The organism is Bradyrhizobium frederickii, assembly GCF_004570865.1.
Classification (GTDB): domain Bacteria; phylum Pseudomonadota; class Alphaproteobacteria; order Rhizobiales; family Xanthobacteraceae; genus Bradyrhizobium; species Bradyrhizobium frederickii.
The window spans coordinates 16,031-30,140 of sequence record NZ_SPQS01000029.1 but is presented as its reverse complement, the minus strand read 5'-3'; the positions used below and the strand labels follow the sequence as shown (position 1 = coordinate 30,140).

General features: G+C 65.8%; 15 protein-coding genes. 11 read left to right on the top strand and 4 right to left on the bottom strand.

The annotated features are described in order from the left end of the window. Window positions 1-23: 23 nt before the first annotated feature. The 4 genes from E4K64_RS33890 to E4K64_RS33875 all read left to right on the top strand — a co-directional run bounded on the left by E4K64_RS33890 (window position 24) and on the right by E4K64_RS33875 (window position 4,276). On the top strand, window positions 24-1,016 hold the full coding sequence (locus E4K64_RS33890) for a Bug family tripartite tricarboxylate transporter substrate binding protein (RefSeq protein WP_135167226.1): 993 nt from the start codon (window positions 24-26) through the stop codon (window positions 1,014-1,016). A 220-nt stretch (window positions 1,017-1,236) separates the two neighbouring features. Then, complete coding sequence (locus tag E4K64_RS33885; protein ID WP_135167225.1) at window positions 1,237-1,719, top strand: tripartite tricarboxylate transporter TctB family protein; 483 nt, start codon at window positions 1,237-1,239, stop codon at window positions 1,717-1,719. A gap of 11 nt (window positions 1,720-1,730) precedes the next feature. Then, complete coding sequence (locus E4K64_RS33880) at window positions 1,731-3,269, top strand: tripartite tricarboxylate transporter permease (RefSeq protein WP_135167224.1); 1,539 nt, start codon at window positions 1,731-1,733, stop codon at window positions 3,267-3,269. Then, window positions 3,266-4,276 (top strand): 4-hydroxythreonine-4-phosphate dehydrogenase PdxA, encoded by a 1,011-nt coding sequence (locus tag E4K64_RS33875; RefSeq protein ID WP_135167223.1) that lies wholly within the window; start codon window positions 3,266-3,268, stop codon window positions 4,274-4,276. Before E4K64_RS33880 ends, E4K64_RS33875 begins: the two co-directional genes overlap by 4 nt. Before the next feature lie 16 nt (window positions 4,277-4,292). Here the strand turns inward: E4K64_RS33875 and E4K64_RS33870 are convergent, their stop codons facing one another. Then, entirely contained in the window at window positions 4,293-5,036 is a 744-nt protein-coding gene (locus tag E4K64_RS33870) for an SDR family oxidoreductase (protein WP_135167222.1), read from the bottom strand. A gap of 364 nt (window positions 5,037-5,400) precedes the next feature. Continuing rightward, window positions 5,401-6,477 carry a methyl-accepting chemotaxis protein gene (locus tag E4K64_RS33865; RefSeq protein ID WP_135167221.1) on the bottom strand — a complete coding sequence of 359 codons (1,077 nt, stop codon included), beginning with the start codon at window positions 6,475-6,477 and terminating at the stop codon, window positions 5,401-5,403. A gap of 278 nt (window positions 6,478-6,755) precedes the next feature. Here E4K64_RS33865 and recJ point away from each other — a divergent pair, with 278 nt between their 5' ends. From recJ to E4K64_RS33850, 3 genes are all read left to right on the top strand, one after another. Then, entirely contained in the window at window positions 6,756-8,597 is a 1,842-nt protein-coding gene (gene recJ, locus E4K64_RS33860; protein ID WP_135167220.1) for a single-stranded-DNA-specific exonuclease RecJ, read from the top strand. An 87-nt stretch (window positions 8,598-8,684) separates the two neighbouring features. After that, entirely contained in the window at window positions 8,685-9,494 is an 810-nt protein-coding gene (locus E4K64_RS33855) for an SDR family NAD(P)-dependent oxidoreductase (protein ID WP_167772404.1), read from the top strand. Window positions 9,495-9,590: 96 nt separating this feature from the next. After that, a complete protein-coding gene (locus E4K64_RS33850) occupies window positions 9,591-10,388 on the top strand; it encodes an aldolase (protein WP_167772403.1) in 798 nt (265 codons plus the stop codon). A 131-nt stretch (window positions 10,389-10,519) separates the two neighbouring features. Here E4K64_RS33850 and E4K64_RS33845 read toward each other — a convergent pair whose 3' ends face one another. Next, complete coding sequence (locus E4K64_RS33845; RefSeq protein WP_135167217.1) at window positions 10,520-11,749, bottom strand: lytic murein transglycosylase; 1,230 nt, start codon at window positions 11,747-11,749, stop codon at window positions 10,520-10,522. Window positions 11,750-11,895: 146 nt separating this feature from the next. Between E4K64_RS33845 and E4K64_RS33840 the strand changes: the two genes are divergently transcribed. Continuing rightward, on the top strand, window positions 11,896-12,156 hold the full coding sequence (locus E4K64_RS33840) for a hypothetical protein (protein WP_135167253.1): 261 nt from the start codon (window positions 11,896-11,898) through the stop codon (window positions 12,154-12,156). A 60-nt stretch (window positions 12,157-12,216) separates the two neighbouring features. Continuing rightward, window positions 12,217-12,468: a hypothetical protein gene (locus E4K64_RS33835; protein WP_135167216.1), complete on the top strand. Its 252-nt coding sequence runs from the start codon at window positions 12,217-12,219 to the stop codon at window positions 12,466-12,468. Window positions 12,469-12,508: 40 nt separating this feature from the next. On the opposite strand, the gene E4K64_RS33830 is transcribed toward E4K64_RS33835, so the two are convergent. Continuing rightward, on the bottom strand, window positions 12,509-13,039 hold the full coding sequence (locus E4K64_RS33830; protein WP_135167215.1) for a MarR family winged helix-turn-helix transcriptional regulator: 531 nt from the start codon (window positions 13,037-13,039) through the stop codon (window positions 12,509-12,511). 54 nt (window positions 13,040-13,093) lie between these two features. On the opposite strand from E4K64_RS33830, the gene E4K64_RS33825 reads away from it, so the two are divergent. Continuing rightward, on the top strand, window positions 13,094-13,573 hold the full coding sequence (locus E4K64_RS33825) for a carboxymuconolactone decarboxylase family protein (protein ID WP_135167214.1): 480 nt from the start codon (window positions 13,094-13,096) through the stop codon (window positions 13,571-13,573). Window positions 13,574-13,593: 20 nt separating this feature from the next. Continuing rightward, entirely contained in the window at window positions 13,594-14,097 is a 504-nt protein-coding gene (locus E4K64_RS33820) for a cupin domain-containing protein (protein WP_135167213.1), read from the top strand. The last annotated feature ends 13 nt before the right edge of the window (window positions 14,098-14,110 follow it).

Below are 14,110 nucleotides of genomic sequence, written 5' to 3'. Positions count from 1 at the left end.
ACAAAAATCAGCTGGAGGAAATCATGGGTCGGACGTCAACATTTCTGCTCTCCGCGGCCGCGACCGTGCTCGCCGGCACGATGCCGGCGCTCAGTGCCTGGCAACCGCAAAAGCCGATCGAGTTCGTGGCGACCGCCGGGCCGGGCGGCGGCACCGACAATCTCGCCCGCGCGGTGCAGAACATCATCACCAAGCACAAGCTGACCGAGCAGCCGATCGTCGTCGTCAACAAGGGCGGCGGCAGCGGCGCCGAAGGCTACGTCTACGGCAAGGCGTCGGCCGGCGATCCCTACAAGGTGATCTTCGGCACCTCGAACGCCTGGCAGCAGCCGCTCGTCTCCAAGGTCGCCTTCAACTACACCGATCTCACCCCGATCGCGGCGATGGCGCAGGACGAGTTCCTGCTCTGGGTCAAGCAGGATTCGCCCTACAAGAACGCGGGCGATTATCTGAAGGCGGCGGCATCGGGCGAGTTCAAGATGGGCGGCGCGCAGTCAAAGGACACCGACGAAGTCTTGACGCGCATGATCGAGAAGGTTGGCAAGGTCAAGCTGACCTACATCCCCTTCAAGAGCGGCGCCGAGACCGCCGTGCAGCTTGCCGGCGGACATCTCGACTCCCACGTCAACAATCCCAGCGAGAGCCTCGGGCAATGGCGCGGCGGCACGCAGCGTCCGCTTTGCGTATTCAGCCCGAAGCGGTTGCCGCAGGGGCCGAAGGTCACCGCGACCGAAGGCTGGAGCGACGTTCCGACCTGCGTCGAGCAGGGCCTCGACATCAAGCAATATGAGCAGCCGCGCACGGTGTGGCTGCCCGGCAAGGTCACGCCGGAGCAGGCCGCGTTCTATGTCGACCTCATGAAGAAGGTACAGGCAACGCCCGAGTGGAAGGACTACATCGAGAAGACGTCCCAGGTCGACACCTTCCTCACCGGCGCCGAGTTCGACAAGTTCATCAAGGAGGACCTCGAACACGTCAAGCAGGTCGCCGGCGAGCAGGGCTGGCTCGTCAAGTGAGGCGGGGCGGGCCTCAAACTCCTCCGTCGTCCCTGCGAACGCAGGGACCCATACCGCGTGATCTCACGAGGAGCGTTGGTGGCGGTACCGACTTGGCTTCCAGTCTCCGTCAAGCCCCTCCCTGTGGTTATGGGTCCCTGCGTCCGCAGGGACGACAGCGAATGCTGGGAAAGTGCTTGCGTCATGACTGGCCACGGTCCGTAGCCTGAGTGGAGTCTCCATGATCTCACGTCGCGCGCTTGAACTCGCCACTGCCGTCCTCACCGGAGGTTTCGGCGTGGCCGTCGTCACCTCAAGCTTCGACAACGGCATCGGCTGGTCGAGCGCTGGCGTCGAGGCCGGCACGTTCCCGTTCCTCACGGGCATCATCATCGTGCTCGGGAGCATCTACAATCTGGTGCGGGGCGTGCTGCCGGTAGCGTCCCTGGCCAATGTCCGGGTCGCGATCACACAGATCGAGTTGCGCCGGCTTGCCGGCCTGTTCGTGCCGGCCGCGATCTTCGTTGCCGCGATTCCGCCCCTCGGGATTTACATCGCCTCGGCGCTCTATGTCTTCGCAGTGCTGGCAATCCCGCAGCACCAATCCGTGCCCCGTGCGCTCGCCATGGCGGGGGCCGCGTCGCTGGCGCTCTATGTCGTGTTCGAGCGCATGTTCCAGGTCAGCCTGCCGCACGGTGCGCTCGCCGCCGCGCTCGGGTTTTGACGGAGAAGCCGATGGACAATCTAGCAGAGCTCCTGCACGGCTTCACCATCGCGGTCACCGTACCGCATCTGGCCCTGATGGCGGTCGGCGTGCTGCTCGGCATTCTCGTCGGCGTGTTGCCGGGGCTCGGCGCGCCGAACGGCGTGTCGCTGCTGTTGCCGCTGACCTTCGGCATGCAGCCGGTGTCGGCGATCATCCTGCTTTCCAGCATGTATTGGGGCGCGCTGTTCGGCGGCTCCGTGACCTCGATCCTGTTCAATATTCCGGGCGAGCCGTCGTCGGTCGCGACCACCTTCGACGGCTATCCCATGGCGCGGGACGGCCGGCCGACCACGGCGCTCGCCACCGCCTTCGGTTCGGCGGCGTTCGGGGCCCTGGTTGGTGTCGTCCTGATCACGTTCCTGGCGTCCTGGGTGGCGCAGGTCGCGCTCGCCTTTGGCCCGGCGGAATATTTTGCGGTCTATTTCCTGGCCTTTGCCAGCTTCGTCGGCATGGGCGGCGCGGCACCGATCAAGACCGTCGTGGCGCTCGCGATCGGCTTTGCCATCGCCGCGATCGGCATCGACACCGTCTCCGGCAGCGTGCGCCTCAACATGGGCATCGACGAGCTCGTCAAGGGCGTCAGCTTCGTCGTCGCGGTGATGGGCCTGTTCGGCATCGGCGAGCTGCTGGTCGCGGTCGAGGAGGAGTTTCATGCCCGCGCGGTGTCCTCCAGGATCGACTGGCGCGAGGTGTTTCGCGCCGTCGGCCGTCTGCCGCGGCATGGCGTGGCGCTGCTGCGCAGCGCTGCGATCGGCTGCTGGATGGGAATTACTCCGGGCGGCCCGACCGCGGCCTCGTTCATGAGCTATGGCATCGCGCGCCGGTTCTCGCGCCGCGGCCGATATTTCGGCACAGGCGAGGTCGAGGGCATCATCTCGCCGGAGACCGCTGATCATGCCGCCGGCACCAGTGCGCTGCTGCCGATGCTCTCGCTCGGCATCCCCGGTTCGGCGACCGCAGCCGTCATGATGGGCGGGCTGATGATCTGGGGCCTCAATCCCGGGCCGATGCTGTTCGTCGATCAGAAGGACTTTGTCTGGGGCCTGATCGCCTCGATGTATGTCGGCAACATCGTCGCGGTCGTGCTGGTGCTGCTTACGGTTCCGGTATTCGCCGCCTTGATGCGGATTCCCTTCGTGGTGATCGCGCCGCTGATCGTGATCATCTGCGTCGTCGGCGCTTATTCCGTCTCGAACTCCTATCTCGACGTGGTCATGATGCTCGGCTTCGGCGTCGTCGGCTATCTCTTCAAGAAGCTGTTCTATCCGCTGGCGCCCCTCGTGCTCGCCATCGTCATCGGCGACAAGGCCGAGGACGCGTTCCGGCAGTCGATGCTGATGTCCAAGGGATCCCTCGGCATCTTCTTTGCCAACAAGCTGGTGACATGCCTGATCGTGGCCGGCATCGCGCTCCTGCTGCTGCCGCTGGTGCTGCAGCTCGCGCGCCTTTGGCGCAAACCCGCATCCCCCACGGCCGATACGACAAGCCAGGAGAAAGTGATCATATGACCGCAAAGCCGCTGATTGCGCTGGCCATGGGAGATCCCGCCGGCATCAGCCCCGAGCTGACGGCCAAGCTGGTGGCGCACGATGACATCCGCGCCCGAAGCCGGCTCGTCGTGATCGGTGACCGCCGCATCTTCGACGAGGGCGCGCGCGTTGCCGGCGTCGAGCCGGCGCTGACGACGGTGAAGCAGGGCGCCGACCTTCGCGCGGCAGCGGGCGAGGCGCTGTTCGTCGACCTCGGCCATCTCGATCCCAAGGAGGTCGAGCCGAAGACTGCGACTCTTGCCGGCGGAAAATTCGCGCTGACCAATTACAGGCATGCGCTCGAGCTCGGCCGCGACGGCCAAGTCGACGCGGTCTGCTTTACCCCCTTCAACAAGCAGGCGATGCGGCTTGCGCGCGCCGAGTACGACGACGAGATCGCGTTCTCCGCCGAGGTGGTCGGCCTCAAGACGCCTGCCAGCGAATTCAACGTGCTTGATCAGCTCTGGAACGCACGGGTGACTTCACACATTCCGCTGAAGGACGTGGTCGCAAGACTGTCCAGCGAGCGCGTCCATCGCGCGCTCGAGCTGACTGATGCCTGCATGCGCAAGGCCGGCTTCGCGCGGCCGCGCATTGCGGTCGCCGGTCTCAATCCGCATGCCGGCGACGGCGGCAATTTCGGCCGCGAGGAGATCGACGTGATCGCGCCCGTGGTCGCAGCCGGCCGGCGCGAGGGCATTGCCGCGGAGGGACCGTTCCCGGCCGATACGGTGTTTCTGCGCGCCAAGGCCGGCGCCTTCGATGCGGTGCTGACGATGTATCACGACCAGGGCCAGATCGCGATGAAGCTGATGGGCTTCGATCGCGGCGTGACCTTGCTGGGCGGCTTTCCATTCCCGATCTGCACGCCCGCGCACGGCACCGCCTACGACATCGCAGGGCAGGGCATTGCTTCCATCGGCGCCAGCCGCGCCGCGGTGCTGCTCGCGGCGGAGATGGCAGCGGCCGGCAAGCGTCCTGGATGAACGACCGGCAGGGCTCTCAGAAGTTCGCGAGCCACGCCGCAAGCGACGTCGCCCCTAGCCGCGCCTCGCCGAGCGGATTCAGCGATGTGTCGTCAATGAGACTGCCGTAATACGGCGTCTTCGGGTCTCCGACCACCGGTCTGGTGTCGCCGGATGCCTTCAGACGACGCGCGATGAATTCATTGAAGGGAGCCTTCTCGGGACCTGCGATGTCGATCGTGCCGTTGAGCGGCTTGCCTGTTGCGACCTCGGCGAGGCGCGCGGCGACATCGTCGGCCGCGATCGGTTGGAACAAGGCCGAGGGAACGACGATCTTGCCGTCATTCGCACCCATTTCGGCAATGGCGCCGAGGAATTCGAAGAACTGGGTCGCGCGCACGATCGAGTATGGCACCGGCGAGGACTTGATGATCGTCTCCTGGGCGAGCTTGGCACGGAAATAGGTGTTGCCGGGTGACCGTTCGGCCCCGACAATCGACAGGGCCACGTGATGCTTCACGGCCGCGGCAGCCTCCGTCGCGACGAGATTTTTGCTTGAACGCTCGAAGAATGCGAGCACGGCGGCCGGTTCCCAGGACGGCGCATTGGCAACATCGACGACGACATCCGCGCCTGCCAATGCCGCAGCGAGGCCGTCGCCGGTCACGGCATTCACGCCTGATTTCGGCGAAGCTGCCACGGGCTCGTGACCTTGCTGCTTGAGCCGCGCCACGAGCTTGGATCCGATCAACCCGGTTCCGCCGATCACGACAATCTTCATGAAAGTCTCCTCAGCATGGGGCAAATGTGAGCTTGGTGGGGGCCTGAAGCGAGTCATGGTCCGCAGCTCAACGCGACGCGGAATCTACCCGAGCAATGCGGCGAGCTTTTGCCTGGAATAGGCCTGGTTCGCCGGAAAATGCTCAATCGCGCACGAGGGGATATGAGCTGGTCGGTCGGGGATCATTCCCCTCTTACAATGGCGTGCGGGCATGGTCATGCCACGCCATGAAGGCGGGGGTTTTGCCCGACGTGTCAAAAGAGCTTTGGCGAGGCGGCGTTCGGGTGGGCGTAAACACCAATGAAAACAACCCCAAGCTACTGTGCATGGGGTTGTTTTCGCGTTTTTGAATCGGCCTGCGAGCTCACGCCCCGCAGACGATCACGCCGTACCAGCCGAGCCCGCGATAGGTCTCGTAGCCCGGCGTCGCATGGAAGGCGATCAGCGGACCGTTGCGGTCGTGATAGAAGCCGGAGCGCTGGCCGTTCAGCGAGATCGAGATGCGCTCGCTGAGGATGCCCTGGCCGTCGGACGCCGCGATCACGCGCATATTCGAATCGACCAGCAGCACGCGCGCCTTGTCGCTGTCGCCGACGCGCACGCCCTGGACGATGGCGCGAGCCTGCGGCTCCCAGTCGAAATGGATGGCGAGCACGCCGATCGGGGCGCCGTTCGCCTGACCGCCGGCGCGGACACTGGCGCAATAGGTCGCCACCTGCGCGTTGCCGAGCAGCGGCTGGTTCTCGACGTCGCCGGCGACGTAATCGTCACCGGAGCGCAAGCTGCGCGCCTCGCGAAACCATTTGGTGTGGGCGACGTTCTGGCCGACGACGCGGAAGCGGTCGGCCCGGCCGTTGGCGATGACGTTGCCGTCGAGGTCGCAGAGCCACAGGTCGAGATAGACGGTGTAGGCCCCGAGGATCACGCCCAGGCGCTGCGAGGCATGCGAGACGGCCGCAGCGCTCGGCGAGGCCGCGCAGTCGACCACGGCGGAATCGGTCGCCCACCAGCGCACGTCGCAGGTGCGTTCGTAGAGGTTGCGGTCGATCAGCTCGATGGCGTTCAGCGACAGGTCCATCATGCGCTCGCCGCGCGAACGCTGGCTCATCCGCTCGATCGAGGAGACGAGGTCGCCGGTGCGCTTCGTCAGCTGTGTCTCGAGCTCGCGTGCGATGGTCTCGACCTGCTGGCCGACGCCGCGCACCTCCTGCGCCACCACGGCAAAGCCCGCGCCTTGCGCGCCGGCGCGCGAACTCTCGATCAGCGCGTTCAGCGCCAGCATCTTCATCTGGTTGGTGATCTGCTGGATCGACTTGGTCTTGTCGACCGCGATCTGGTTGACCTCCGCGGTGAGGCGGTTGATCAGCGCGGAAATATCGGAATCGTCCTCAGCGGGTTCGGTGGCGATCGGCTTGGCCTTCAGACCCAGCGCAGCAGACATCGGGGGCATCCCTTGGCAATGAGGTCTGATCTGCAACGAACCCGGAACTACAAATTACAGATCGAATACGATTCTTTTTCGAAGATTCCGCCTAACGCCTGCTTAATTTGCTGTTCGGCGGATTGCCCAAATGATAGTCACTCGGCGCAGCAAATCGGCAATCCACCGCTTTGTGCGCCGCGGAGATTGCAAATGCCCGGAGATTCCGGGTCAATCGTTCCGCAAGCCGGACCGGCGCGACCTCGTCGGCTGCGGCTTCCTCAAACCAACTGCGATACATGACGCCGCCTGCCACCGCCTTGCCCGTCGAAGCGCCCCAGGCGTTCCTGGGCGTCGCGCGCTCGCTCACCGACAAGCTCTGGCGCGACCGGCTGGACGCTCGTGGCGCGGCCAAGGCGCTTGCCATCGTGCAGCAGCACCAGCTTCCGGAACTGCTGGCCCGGGTGCTGGCCGGCCGCGGGGTCGATATCGATGCAGTCCAGGACTTCCTCGATCCGACCATCCGCAAGCTCTTGCCGGACCCGTTCACGGTGACGGAGATGGAGGCCGCCGCCAAGCGGATCGCGGACGCCGCAGCGAAAGGCGAGAAGGTCGCGATCTTCGGCGATTACGACGTCGACGGCGCGACCTCGGCGGCGCTGCTGGCCTGGCACCTGCGCCATTGCGGGCTCGATCCGCTGATCCACATTCCCGACCGCATTTTCGAGGGCTACGGACCGAACACCGAAGCGGTGCGTGCGCTCGCCGCGAAGGGCGCCACGCTGCTCGTCACCGTCGATTGCGGTACCACCAGCATCGAGCCGCTCGCCGAAGCCAAGCGCCTCGGCATGTCCGTGGTGGTGATCGACCACCACCAGGCCGGCACGGAGCTGCCGGAGGTCGACGCGCTGGTCAATCCGAACCGGCTCGACGATCTCTCGGGCCTTGGCCATCTCGCCGCCGTCGGCCTCGTGCTGGTGACGCTGGTGGCGGTCAATCGCGAGCTGCGCCGGCGCGGCTTCTGGAGCGCGGAGATGCCCGAGCCGGATCTGCTCGGCATGCTGCATCACGTCGCGCTCGGTACGGTTGCGGACGTGGCGCCGCTGATCGGCCTCAACCGCGCCTTCGTCGCCAAGGGCCTGATCGCGATGCGCCGGCGCGATCACGTCGGCCATACCGCGCTGATGGACGTGGCCCGGCTCAATGGCCCGCCGGAGGCCTGGCATCTCGGCTTCATGCTGGGGCCGCGCATCAATGCCGGGGGCCGCATCGGCCGCGCCGATCTCGGCGTGCGGCTATTGCTGGAGGGCGACAGCGTCGAGGCAGCGCGGATCGCGGCCGAGCTCGACCGCCTCAACAGCGAGCGCCGCGTCATCGAGCAGGCCGCAGAGGCGCAGGCAGAAGCCGAGGCGCTGGCCTCGATCGGACTGGAGGACAAGCTCGGCGTCATCGTCACGGCCTCCGAAGGCTGGCACCCCGGCGTCGTCGGCCTCGTCGCCTCCCGCCTCAAGGAGAAGTTCTCGCGGCCCGCCTTCGCCATCGCGCTGGAGCCCGGCGGCATCGGCACCGGCTCGGGCCGCTCGATCGCCGGCGTCGATCTCGGCAAGGCGGTGCGGCAGGCGGTGGCCGACGGCATCCTGCTCAAGGGCGGCGGGCACGCGATGGCCGCGGGCGTGACGTTGCGGAAAGAGAAGCTCGCCGAATTCCGCGCCTATCTCGAGAACGCGCTGGCGCAGGACGTCGCCGAGGCCCGCCACGTCAACGAGCTCTATATCGACGGCGCGGTCTCCGCGCGCGCGGTGACGACGGAGCTCGCGGCGACGCTCAACCGCGCCGGGCCTTTCGGCAGCGGCAATCCGGAGCCCGTGCTGGCGCTGCCGGCGCACCAGCTCGTCTTTGCCGACGAGGTCGGCCAGGCCCACCTGAGGCTGCGCCTCAAGTCGGGTGACGGCGCCATCGTCAACGGCATCGCATTCCGCTCGGTCGGCCAGAAGCTCGGCAACGCGCTGCTCGCCAATCGCGGCCAGCAATTGCATGTCGCCGGCTCGCTCTCGGTCGACCGCTATCAGGGCGCCGAGCGGGTGCAATTCCGCGTCGTCGACGTCGCGCTACCGGATCAGGGGCCGTCCGTGATTAGATGACGCATGATCCGGAAAAGTGTGAAGCGGTTTTCCGAAAAGATCATGCGTGAAAGATAACGTCTCAAACAACAAGAAAAGGGAGTGAACATGGCAGGGCAGGTTGAGGGCAAGGTCGCGCTGGTGACGGGCGGGGCCTCCGGTATTGGCGAGGCCATCGTCGAGCTGTTCGCACGCGAGGGCGCCACCGTCGTCATCACGGACATCGATGAGCTGCGCGGGCCCGAGCTCGCCAAGCGCGTGACAAAGGCTGACGGCAAGGCGATCTTCCTGGCGCAGGACGTCACCAGCGAGGAGCGCTGGATCGAGGTCGTCGCTGAGATCGCCAAGCGCTACGGCCGGCTCGATATCATGGTCTCCAATGCCGGCATCGGCATTGCGGTACCCTCGATCGTCGACATGACGCTCGCTGACTGGCGCAAGCAGAATGCGATCAATCTCGACGGCGTGTTCCTCTCGGTCAAGCATTGCCTGCCCTTGATGCGCAAGACCGGCGGCGGCTCGATCGTCATGATGTCGTCGCTGGCGGGCTTGCGCGGCGCGCCCGGTCTGTCGGCCTATTCGGCGACCAAGGGTGGCGTGCGGCTGTTCGCCAAGTCGATCGCCATGGAATGTGCGGCGGCCGGCGACGGCATCCGCGTCAACTCGGTTCATCCCGGCATCATCGACACGCCGATCTGGGGCAAGATCCCGACCGGGGCGACCGGCGCCGGCCAGAACGCGCCGATCGATCCGGAGGAACGGGCCAAGGTCGCAACCCCGCTCGGCCGCGCCGGTCAGGCCGCGGAGATCGCCTCCGGCGTGCTGTATCTGGGCTCCGATGCCTCGCGCTACGTCACCGGCAGCGAGCTCGTGATCGACGGCGGCATGAATGCCGGGGGCGTGCCGCGGCGGGCCTGAGCCGCGCAGGGCAGGGCGGCACGCGCAGGGGCTGACGCGCAGGCGCGGCCGCTGTACAACGCGAATAGCTCCCGACCGACAGAGGTGTCCTTCGCCATGGCGCACAGCCTTCATGCTTCCTCACCCGCGCCCGCGCCATTCCGCTCGAACCGGCCAGACCTTGCGACCGATGCGATCCGCACCGCGCGCGAGGATCTGGCCGCCTGCTTCCGCATGGCAGCGCGCAACGGTTTTGAGGAAGGCATCTGCAACCACTTCTCGGCCGTCGTGCCTGGTCACGACGATCTGTTCCTCGTCAATCCCTATGGCTACGCCTTTCGGGAATTGAGCGCTTCGAAGCTCCTGATCTGCGACTTCCACGGCAACGTGCTCGACGGCGAGGGCGTGCCTGAGGCGACCGCGTTCTACATCCACGCCGAGATGCACAGGCTGCTGCCGCGCGCCAAGGTCGCGTTCCACACCCACATGCCCTACGCCACGGCGCTTTCGATGACCGAAGGCGAGCCCCTGATCTGGGCCGGCCAAACCGCGCTGAAATTCTACGGCCGCACCGCCGTGGATCGCGACTATAACGGCCTCGCCCTCGACAGCCGCGAAGGCGCGCGGATCGCCTCGGCGGTGGGCGATGCCGATATCGTCTTCATGAAGCATCATGGCGTGATGGTGCTGGCCCCGACCATCGCGGAGGCCTGGGACGACCTCTATTACCTCGAACGCGCTGCCGAGGTGCAGGTGCTTGCGATGTCGACGGGACGGAAGGTGCTGCCGGTCGATCCCGCGGTTGCGGCCGAGACCTACCGGCAGATGCGCGAGGGCGATAGCGAATCCGCACGGCTGCATCTTGCGGCGATCCGGCGTCAGCTGGATGCGGAGGAGCCGCAGTACCGGCATTGAGGCAGACTGGCATTCCGGAGCGCGCGAAGTGCGAGCCCGGAATCCATCGTGCAGCAAGCGACGTGGTGAAATGGATTCCGGGCTCGCGCCAAGTGGCGCGCCCCGGAATGACGGCCGGAGAGGGTCGTGGCCTACGACCCCTGCCGGAGCTTCGCCAGCACCTTCAGCCCGCCATAGCCGTCCGCCGGCGTGATGCCTGCGCGCTGCTGGAAATCCTTGACCGCCTTCATGGTGTCGTTGCCGACGCGGCCGTCGGTGCCGCCGGTGTCGAAGCCGGCTTTCGTCAGGCGCGTCTGCATCTCCTGCACCTCGGCGAGCGTCAGGGCGCGCTCGGAGCCGGGGAAGGGTTGAATGAACGGCGGCGCGCCGAGGCAGCGGTCGCCGAGATGGCAAATCGCAAGCGCATAGTTCATCGAAGGGTTGTAGCTCTTCACCGCGTAGAAATTCGGTCCCAGCAGGAACGTCGGCCCGCCCGCGACCGGCGTCCACATCTGCGCGGATGCGTTCGGCTGCGGGAAGGGCGCACCGTCGGCGCGGGTGACGCCGGCCGCCTGCCAGGCCGCGTAGCTGCGGCTGCCACTCATATTGCCGGCCGCGCGCACCTCGTAGCCCCAATGCTCGCCGCGATGCCATTTGCCGCGATTGACGAGATATTTTGCGGTCGATCCCAGCGCGTCATCGGGCTTGCCGAACGGCGACACCTTGCCGTCGCCGTCATAGTCGATGCCGACATTGAGCCAGACTTCCGGCATCCATTGCGAATGCCCCATCGCGCCGGCCCAGGAACCCTTCATCTCCTCGGGCGTGCTCCAGCCTTTGTCGACGATGCGCAGCGCGTTGATCAGCTCGGTTTCCCAATAGGCCTTGCGGCGCGGCTCGTTCCAGACAAGCGCGGCAAGCGAGGGAAATACCGGCGTCATGTGGTTCTGCTGCACGAGAGGATCGCCATAGGCGGACTCGACGCCCCACAGCGCCAGCAGCGTGCCGCGCTCGACTCCGAAATCGCGCTCGATGCGTCCAAGCAGCGCCTCGTTGTTCTTCAGCGCGATCTTGCCGTTGATGATGCGCCAGTCGGAGACGCGGCGATTGATGTATTGCCAGACCTGCTCGTGGAATTCAGGCTGGCTGCGCATCTGCTTGAACACGCTCATGTCGGGTTCGACCCGTCCCATTGCGCGTTGCCAGGTCGCGGCGGAAATGCCCTTCGCCAGCGCACGTGCACGAAAGCTCTCGCGCCATTCCTCGAAGCCCGGAGGCGCGGCGTGAACGCTCGCGGGTAACGCGAGCGCGGCGGCCGCGCCCAGCGTGGATTTCAGAAGTGCGCGGCGGGTTTGATGGGGCGAGGAATCAGCGTGTTTCATCGGCACATTCTAGCCGGAAACATGGCCCGTGTGAGTCGGTTCCTGGAACAGCCGTTGCATGATTTGGTGTCGGCCCGATGGTGCTGTTCCGCCGGAACAAACTGTCGCAGTCCCGCATTCCCTCCGCACGATATGAGGAGAAGAATATGAGGACATATCTGTTTGCCGCCGCAATGATTACCGCCATCGCGACTCCCGTGTGCGCTGACGAAGTCGGCGTTCACGTCGGTCCGGTCGGCGCCGGCGTGACGGTCGGTCAATCCCACGAATATCGCGAGCGAGACCGCGATCGCGAACGCACCACCGTGATCAGGGAGCGCGAGCCCTCTGATCGCACCACCGTGATCAAGAAGGAAGATGAATTCGGCAATCGCGAAAAGACCGTGATTCACCACGACAACGACTGACGGAATAGGCCCCGGCCTGAGTGCCGGGGCCGCTTCTGTTCATCAGGAAGTCGGGCTGGAATGAAGATACGCACGCATGCGGAGAGCCATGTCGTCGAACTCGATGACGGATCGCAATGGCAGATCTTTCCCGGCGATCTCGCGACCACGCTGAGCTGGAAGCCCGAAACCGAGCTGCACCTGGAGCCGAGCCGCGACCAGGTGAGCTCGCATGTGCTGGTCAATGCTGCCGATAAAACCCGCGTGCGGGTGATCGCCGCAGGCGAGGCCTGGCCCGACGGCGAGGTCAAGGATGCGCTGAAGGGCGGCTAGAGTCCCGCCGGTCGCAGAAGTCGGGACGGAGCCGTCCAGACTAATCCTCTTGTAGCTCGGTCGCGATGCCGGTGAGCCAGCGCCGGATTGCAGTCTCCGTCTTCATATCCAGGCTTCGAGCAAGGCGCTTCTCCAATTCGATCACGCGCTCCCGGCAGGCTCTCAGAAGCGTGGCGCCGCGCGGCGTCAGCGTCCATTGCTGGATGCGGCCGTGAACGGGATGGGGCGTCATCACGATCGCGCCGTCACGTTCGAGATTGCGGATGATGACCCCGACGGTCTGAGGTGTCAGGAAGGTGAGGCGGGCAACGTCGGCGCCTGACAGACCCGGATAGGCATTCAGCATCGTCAGCACGGCGAATTGCGGCGAGGTGACGCCGAGATCGGCGAGGGCCCGCTCCATCGTCAGCCGGACCGCAGCATGAGCCTGGCGCAGCAGATAGCCGAGATAGCCTTGCTCGCCGCGCTTGCCTTCGCCGGGAGCGGGGACGCGCACCGTGCCGTCGTCGGCAGGTTCTTGCACCTTGCGGGCAGTTTTCGATCTTGCGGCAACAGCAGTCTTGCGCGACATATCAGAGCTCTTATAAGATATAAGGACACTTACAATAAGACGAGGTGAACCGCAATGTCCCATGCCCGCAGCGAATACGAGGATTTCAAGACGATCGCGCCCGACGTCTTTGATGTGGTGCTGGCACTGGGGCAGCTTGCGGGCAAGGCCGGCCTGGACAAACAGCTGATCGAGCTCGTCAAGCTGCGCGCCTCGCATATCAACGGCTGCGCCTTCTGCGTGCAGCACCACGTCCTGCTGTCGGAACGGATCGGCGTTCCCGTCGACAAGCTTCATCTGGTCGCGGTCTGGCGCGAGGCGCCGATCTTCTCGCCGCGCGAGCGTGCCGCGCTGGCCTGGGCCGAGGCGTTGACCTTGCTGCCGGAGGGCGTCAGCGAGGAAGTCTACACCGAAGCCGCCCGGGAATTCTCCGAGAGCGAGCTGATGTACCTGACTTCGGCCGTCGCCTCGATCAACGTCTGGAACCGTTTTGGTGCCGCATTTCGTTGGACGCCGGCGTCGCGGCCGGCAGCAGCGAATGCTGCGGCATCCTGATCGGCGCGCGGGAGGTCACGATGACAGCAATGAACTTTTCCGTCGCGCAACGCCCGGCGCCGTCAGGTTCGACGGCGTTCGCCGTCGTCGCGGGGCTCGCCTGCGCGCTGGCGATCGGCAAAGCGCTTCCTGTGACGATGGACACTGTGTCGGGCGCACTGGCCCCGCTCTGCGCCAGTGCTGCGGATGGTTCGTCGCTCGACAAAGTCGAGCCGATCGGCTCCTACGCGCTGCCCAACGTCCCGGGCAAGCGCGTCACCATCGTGCGCGTCTCCTACGGTCCCGGCGGATTTTCGCGGCCACATCGTCACGCAGGCTCGGTGACGGCCACCGTCACCAAGGGCGAGATCCGCTCCCAGCTCGGCGGCGGCCCGGTCGAGACATTCGGCGTCGGCCAGTCGTTCTTCGAGCCGCCGGGCTCGACGCACCTGGTCTCCGCCAATGCCAGCATGACAGAGCCGGCGGAATTGATCGCGGTGTTCGTGGCGGATGAGGGGGCGCAGCTCACGACGTTCTTGGATTAGCTCGCGCGCGTCG

What these genes read in the sequence shown, in the direction of transcription:
- E4K64_RS33890 (WP_135167226.1), top strand. Translation starts at nt 24, where the DNA reads ATGGGTCGGACGTCAACATTTCTGCTCTCCGCGGCCGCGACCGTGCTC.
- E4K64_RS33885 (WP_135167225.1), top strand. Translation starts at nt 1,237, where the DNA reads ATGATCTCACGTCGCGCGCTTGAACTCGCCACTGCCGTCCTCACCGGA.
- E4K64_RS33880 (WP_135167224.1), top strand. Translation starts at nt 1,731, where the DNA reads ATGGACAATCTAGCAGAGCTCCTGCACGGCTTCACCATCGCGGTCACC.
- E4K64_RS33875 (WP_135167223.1), top strand. Translation starts at nt 3,266, where the DNA reads ATGACCGCAAAGCCGCTGATTGCGCTGGCCATGGGAGATCCCGCCGGC.
- E4K64_RS33870 (WP_135167222.1), bottom strand. Translation starts at nt 5,036, where the DNA reads ATGAAGATTGTCGTGATCGGCGGAACCGGGTTGATCGGATCCAAGCTC.
- E4K64_RS33865 (WP_135167221.1), bottom strand. Translation starts at nt 6,477, where the DNA reads ATGTCTGCTGCGCTGGGTCTGAAGGCCAAGCCGATCGCCACCGAACCC.
- recJ (WP_135167220.1), top strand. Translation starts at nt 6,756, where the DNA reads ATGACGCCGCCTGCCACCGCCTTGCCCGTCGAAGCGCCCCAGGCGTTC.
- E4K64_RS33855 (WP_167772404.1), top strand. Translation starts at nt 8,685, where the DNA reads ATGGCAGGGCAGGTTGAGGGCAAGGTCGCGCTGGTGACGGGCGGGGCC.
- E4K64_RS33850 (WP_167772403.1), top strand. Translation starts at nt 9,591, where the DNA reads ATGGCGCACAGCCTTCATGCTTCCTCACCCGCGCCCGCGCCATTCCGC.
- E4K64_RS33845 (WP_135167217.1), bottom strand. Translation starts at nt 11,749, where the DNA reads ATGAAACACGCTGATTCCTCGCCCCATCAAACCCGCCGCGCACTTCTG.
- E4K64_RS33840 (WP_135167253.1), top strand. Translation starts at nt 11,896, where the DNA reads ATGAGGACATATCTGTTTGCCGCCGCAATGATTACCGCCATCGCGACT.
- E4K64_RS33835 (WP_135167216.1), top strand. Translation starts at nt 12,217, where the DNA reads ATGAAGATACGCACGCATGCGGAGAGCCATGTCGTCGAACTCGATGAC.
- E4K64_RS33830 (WP_135167215.1), bottom strand. Translation starts at nt 13,039, where the DNA reads ATGTCGCGCAAGACTGCTGTTGCCGCAAGATCGAAAACTGCCCGCAAG.
- E4K64_RS33825 (WP_135167214.1), top strand. Translation starts at nt 13,094, where the DNA reads ATGTCCCATGCCCGCAGCGAATACGAGGATTTCAAGACGATCGCGCCC.
- E4K64_RS33820 (WP_135167213.1), top strand. Translation starts at nt 13,594, where the DNA reads ATGACAGCAATGAACTTTTCCGTCGCGCAACGCCCGGCGCCGTCAGGT.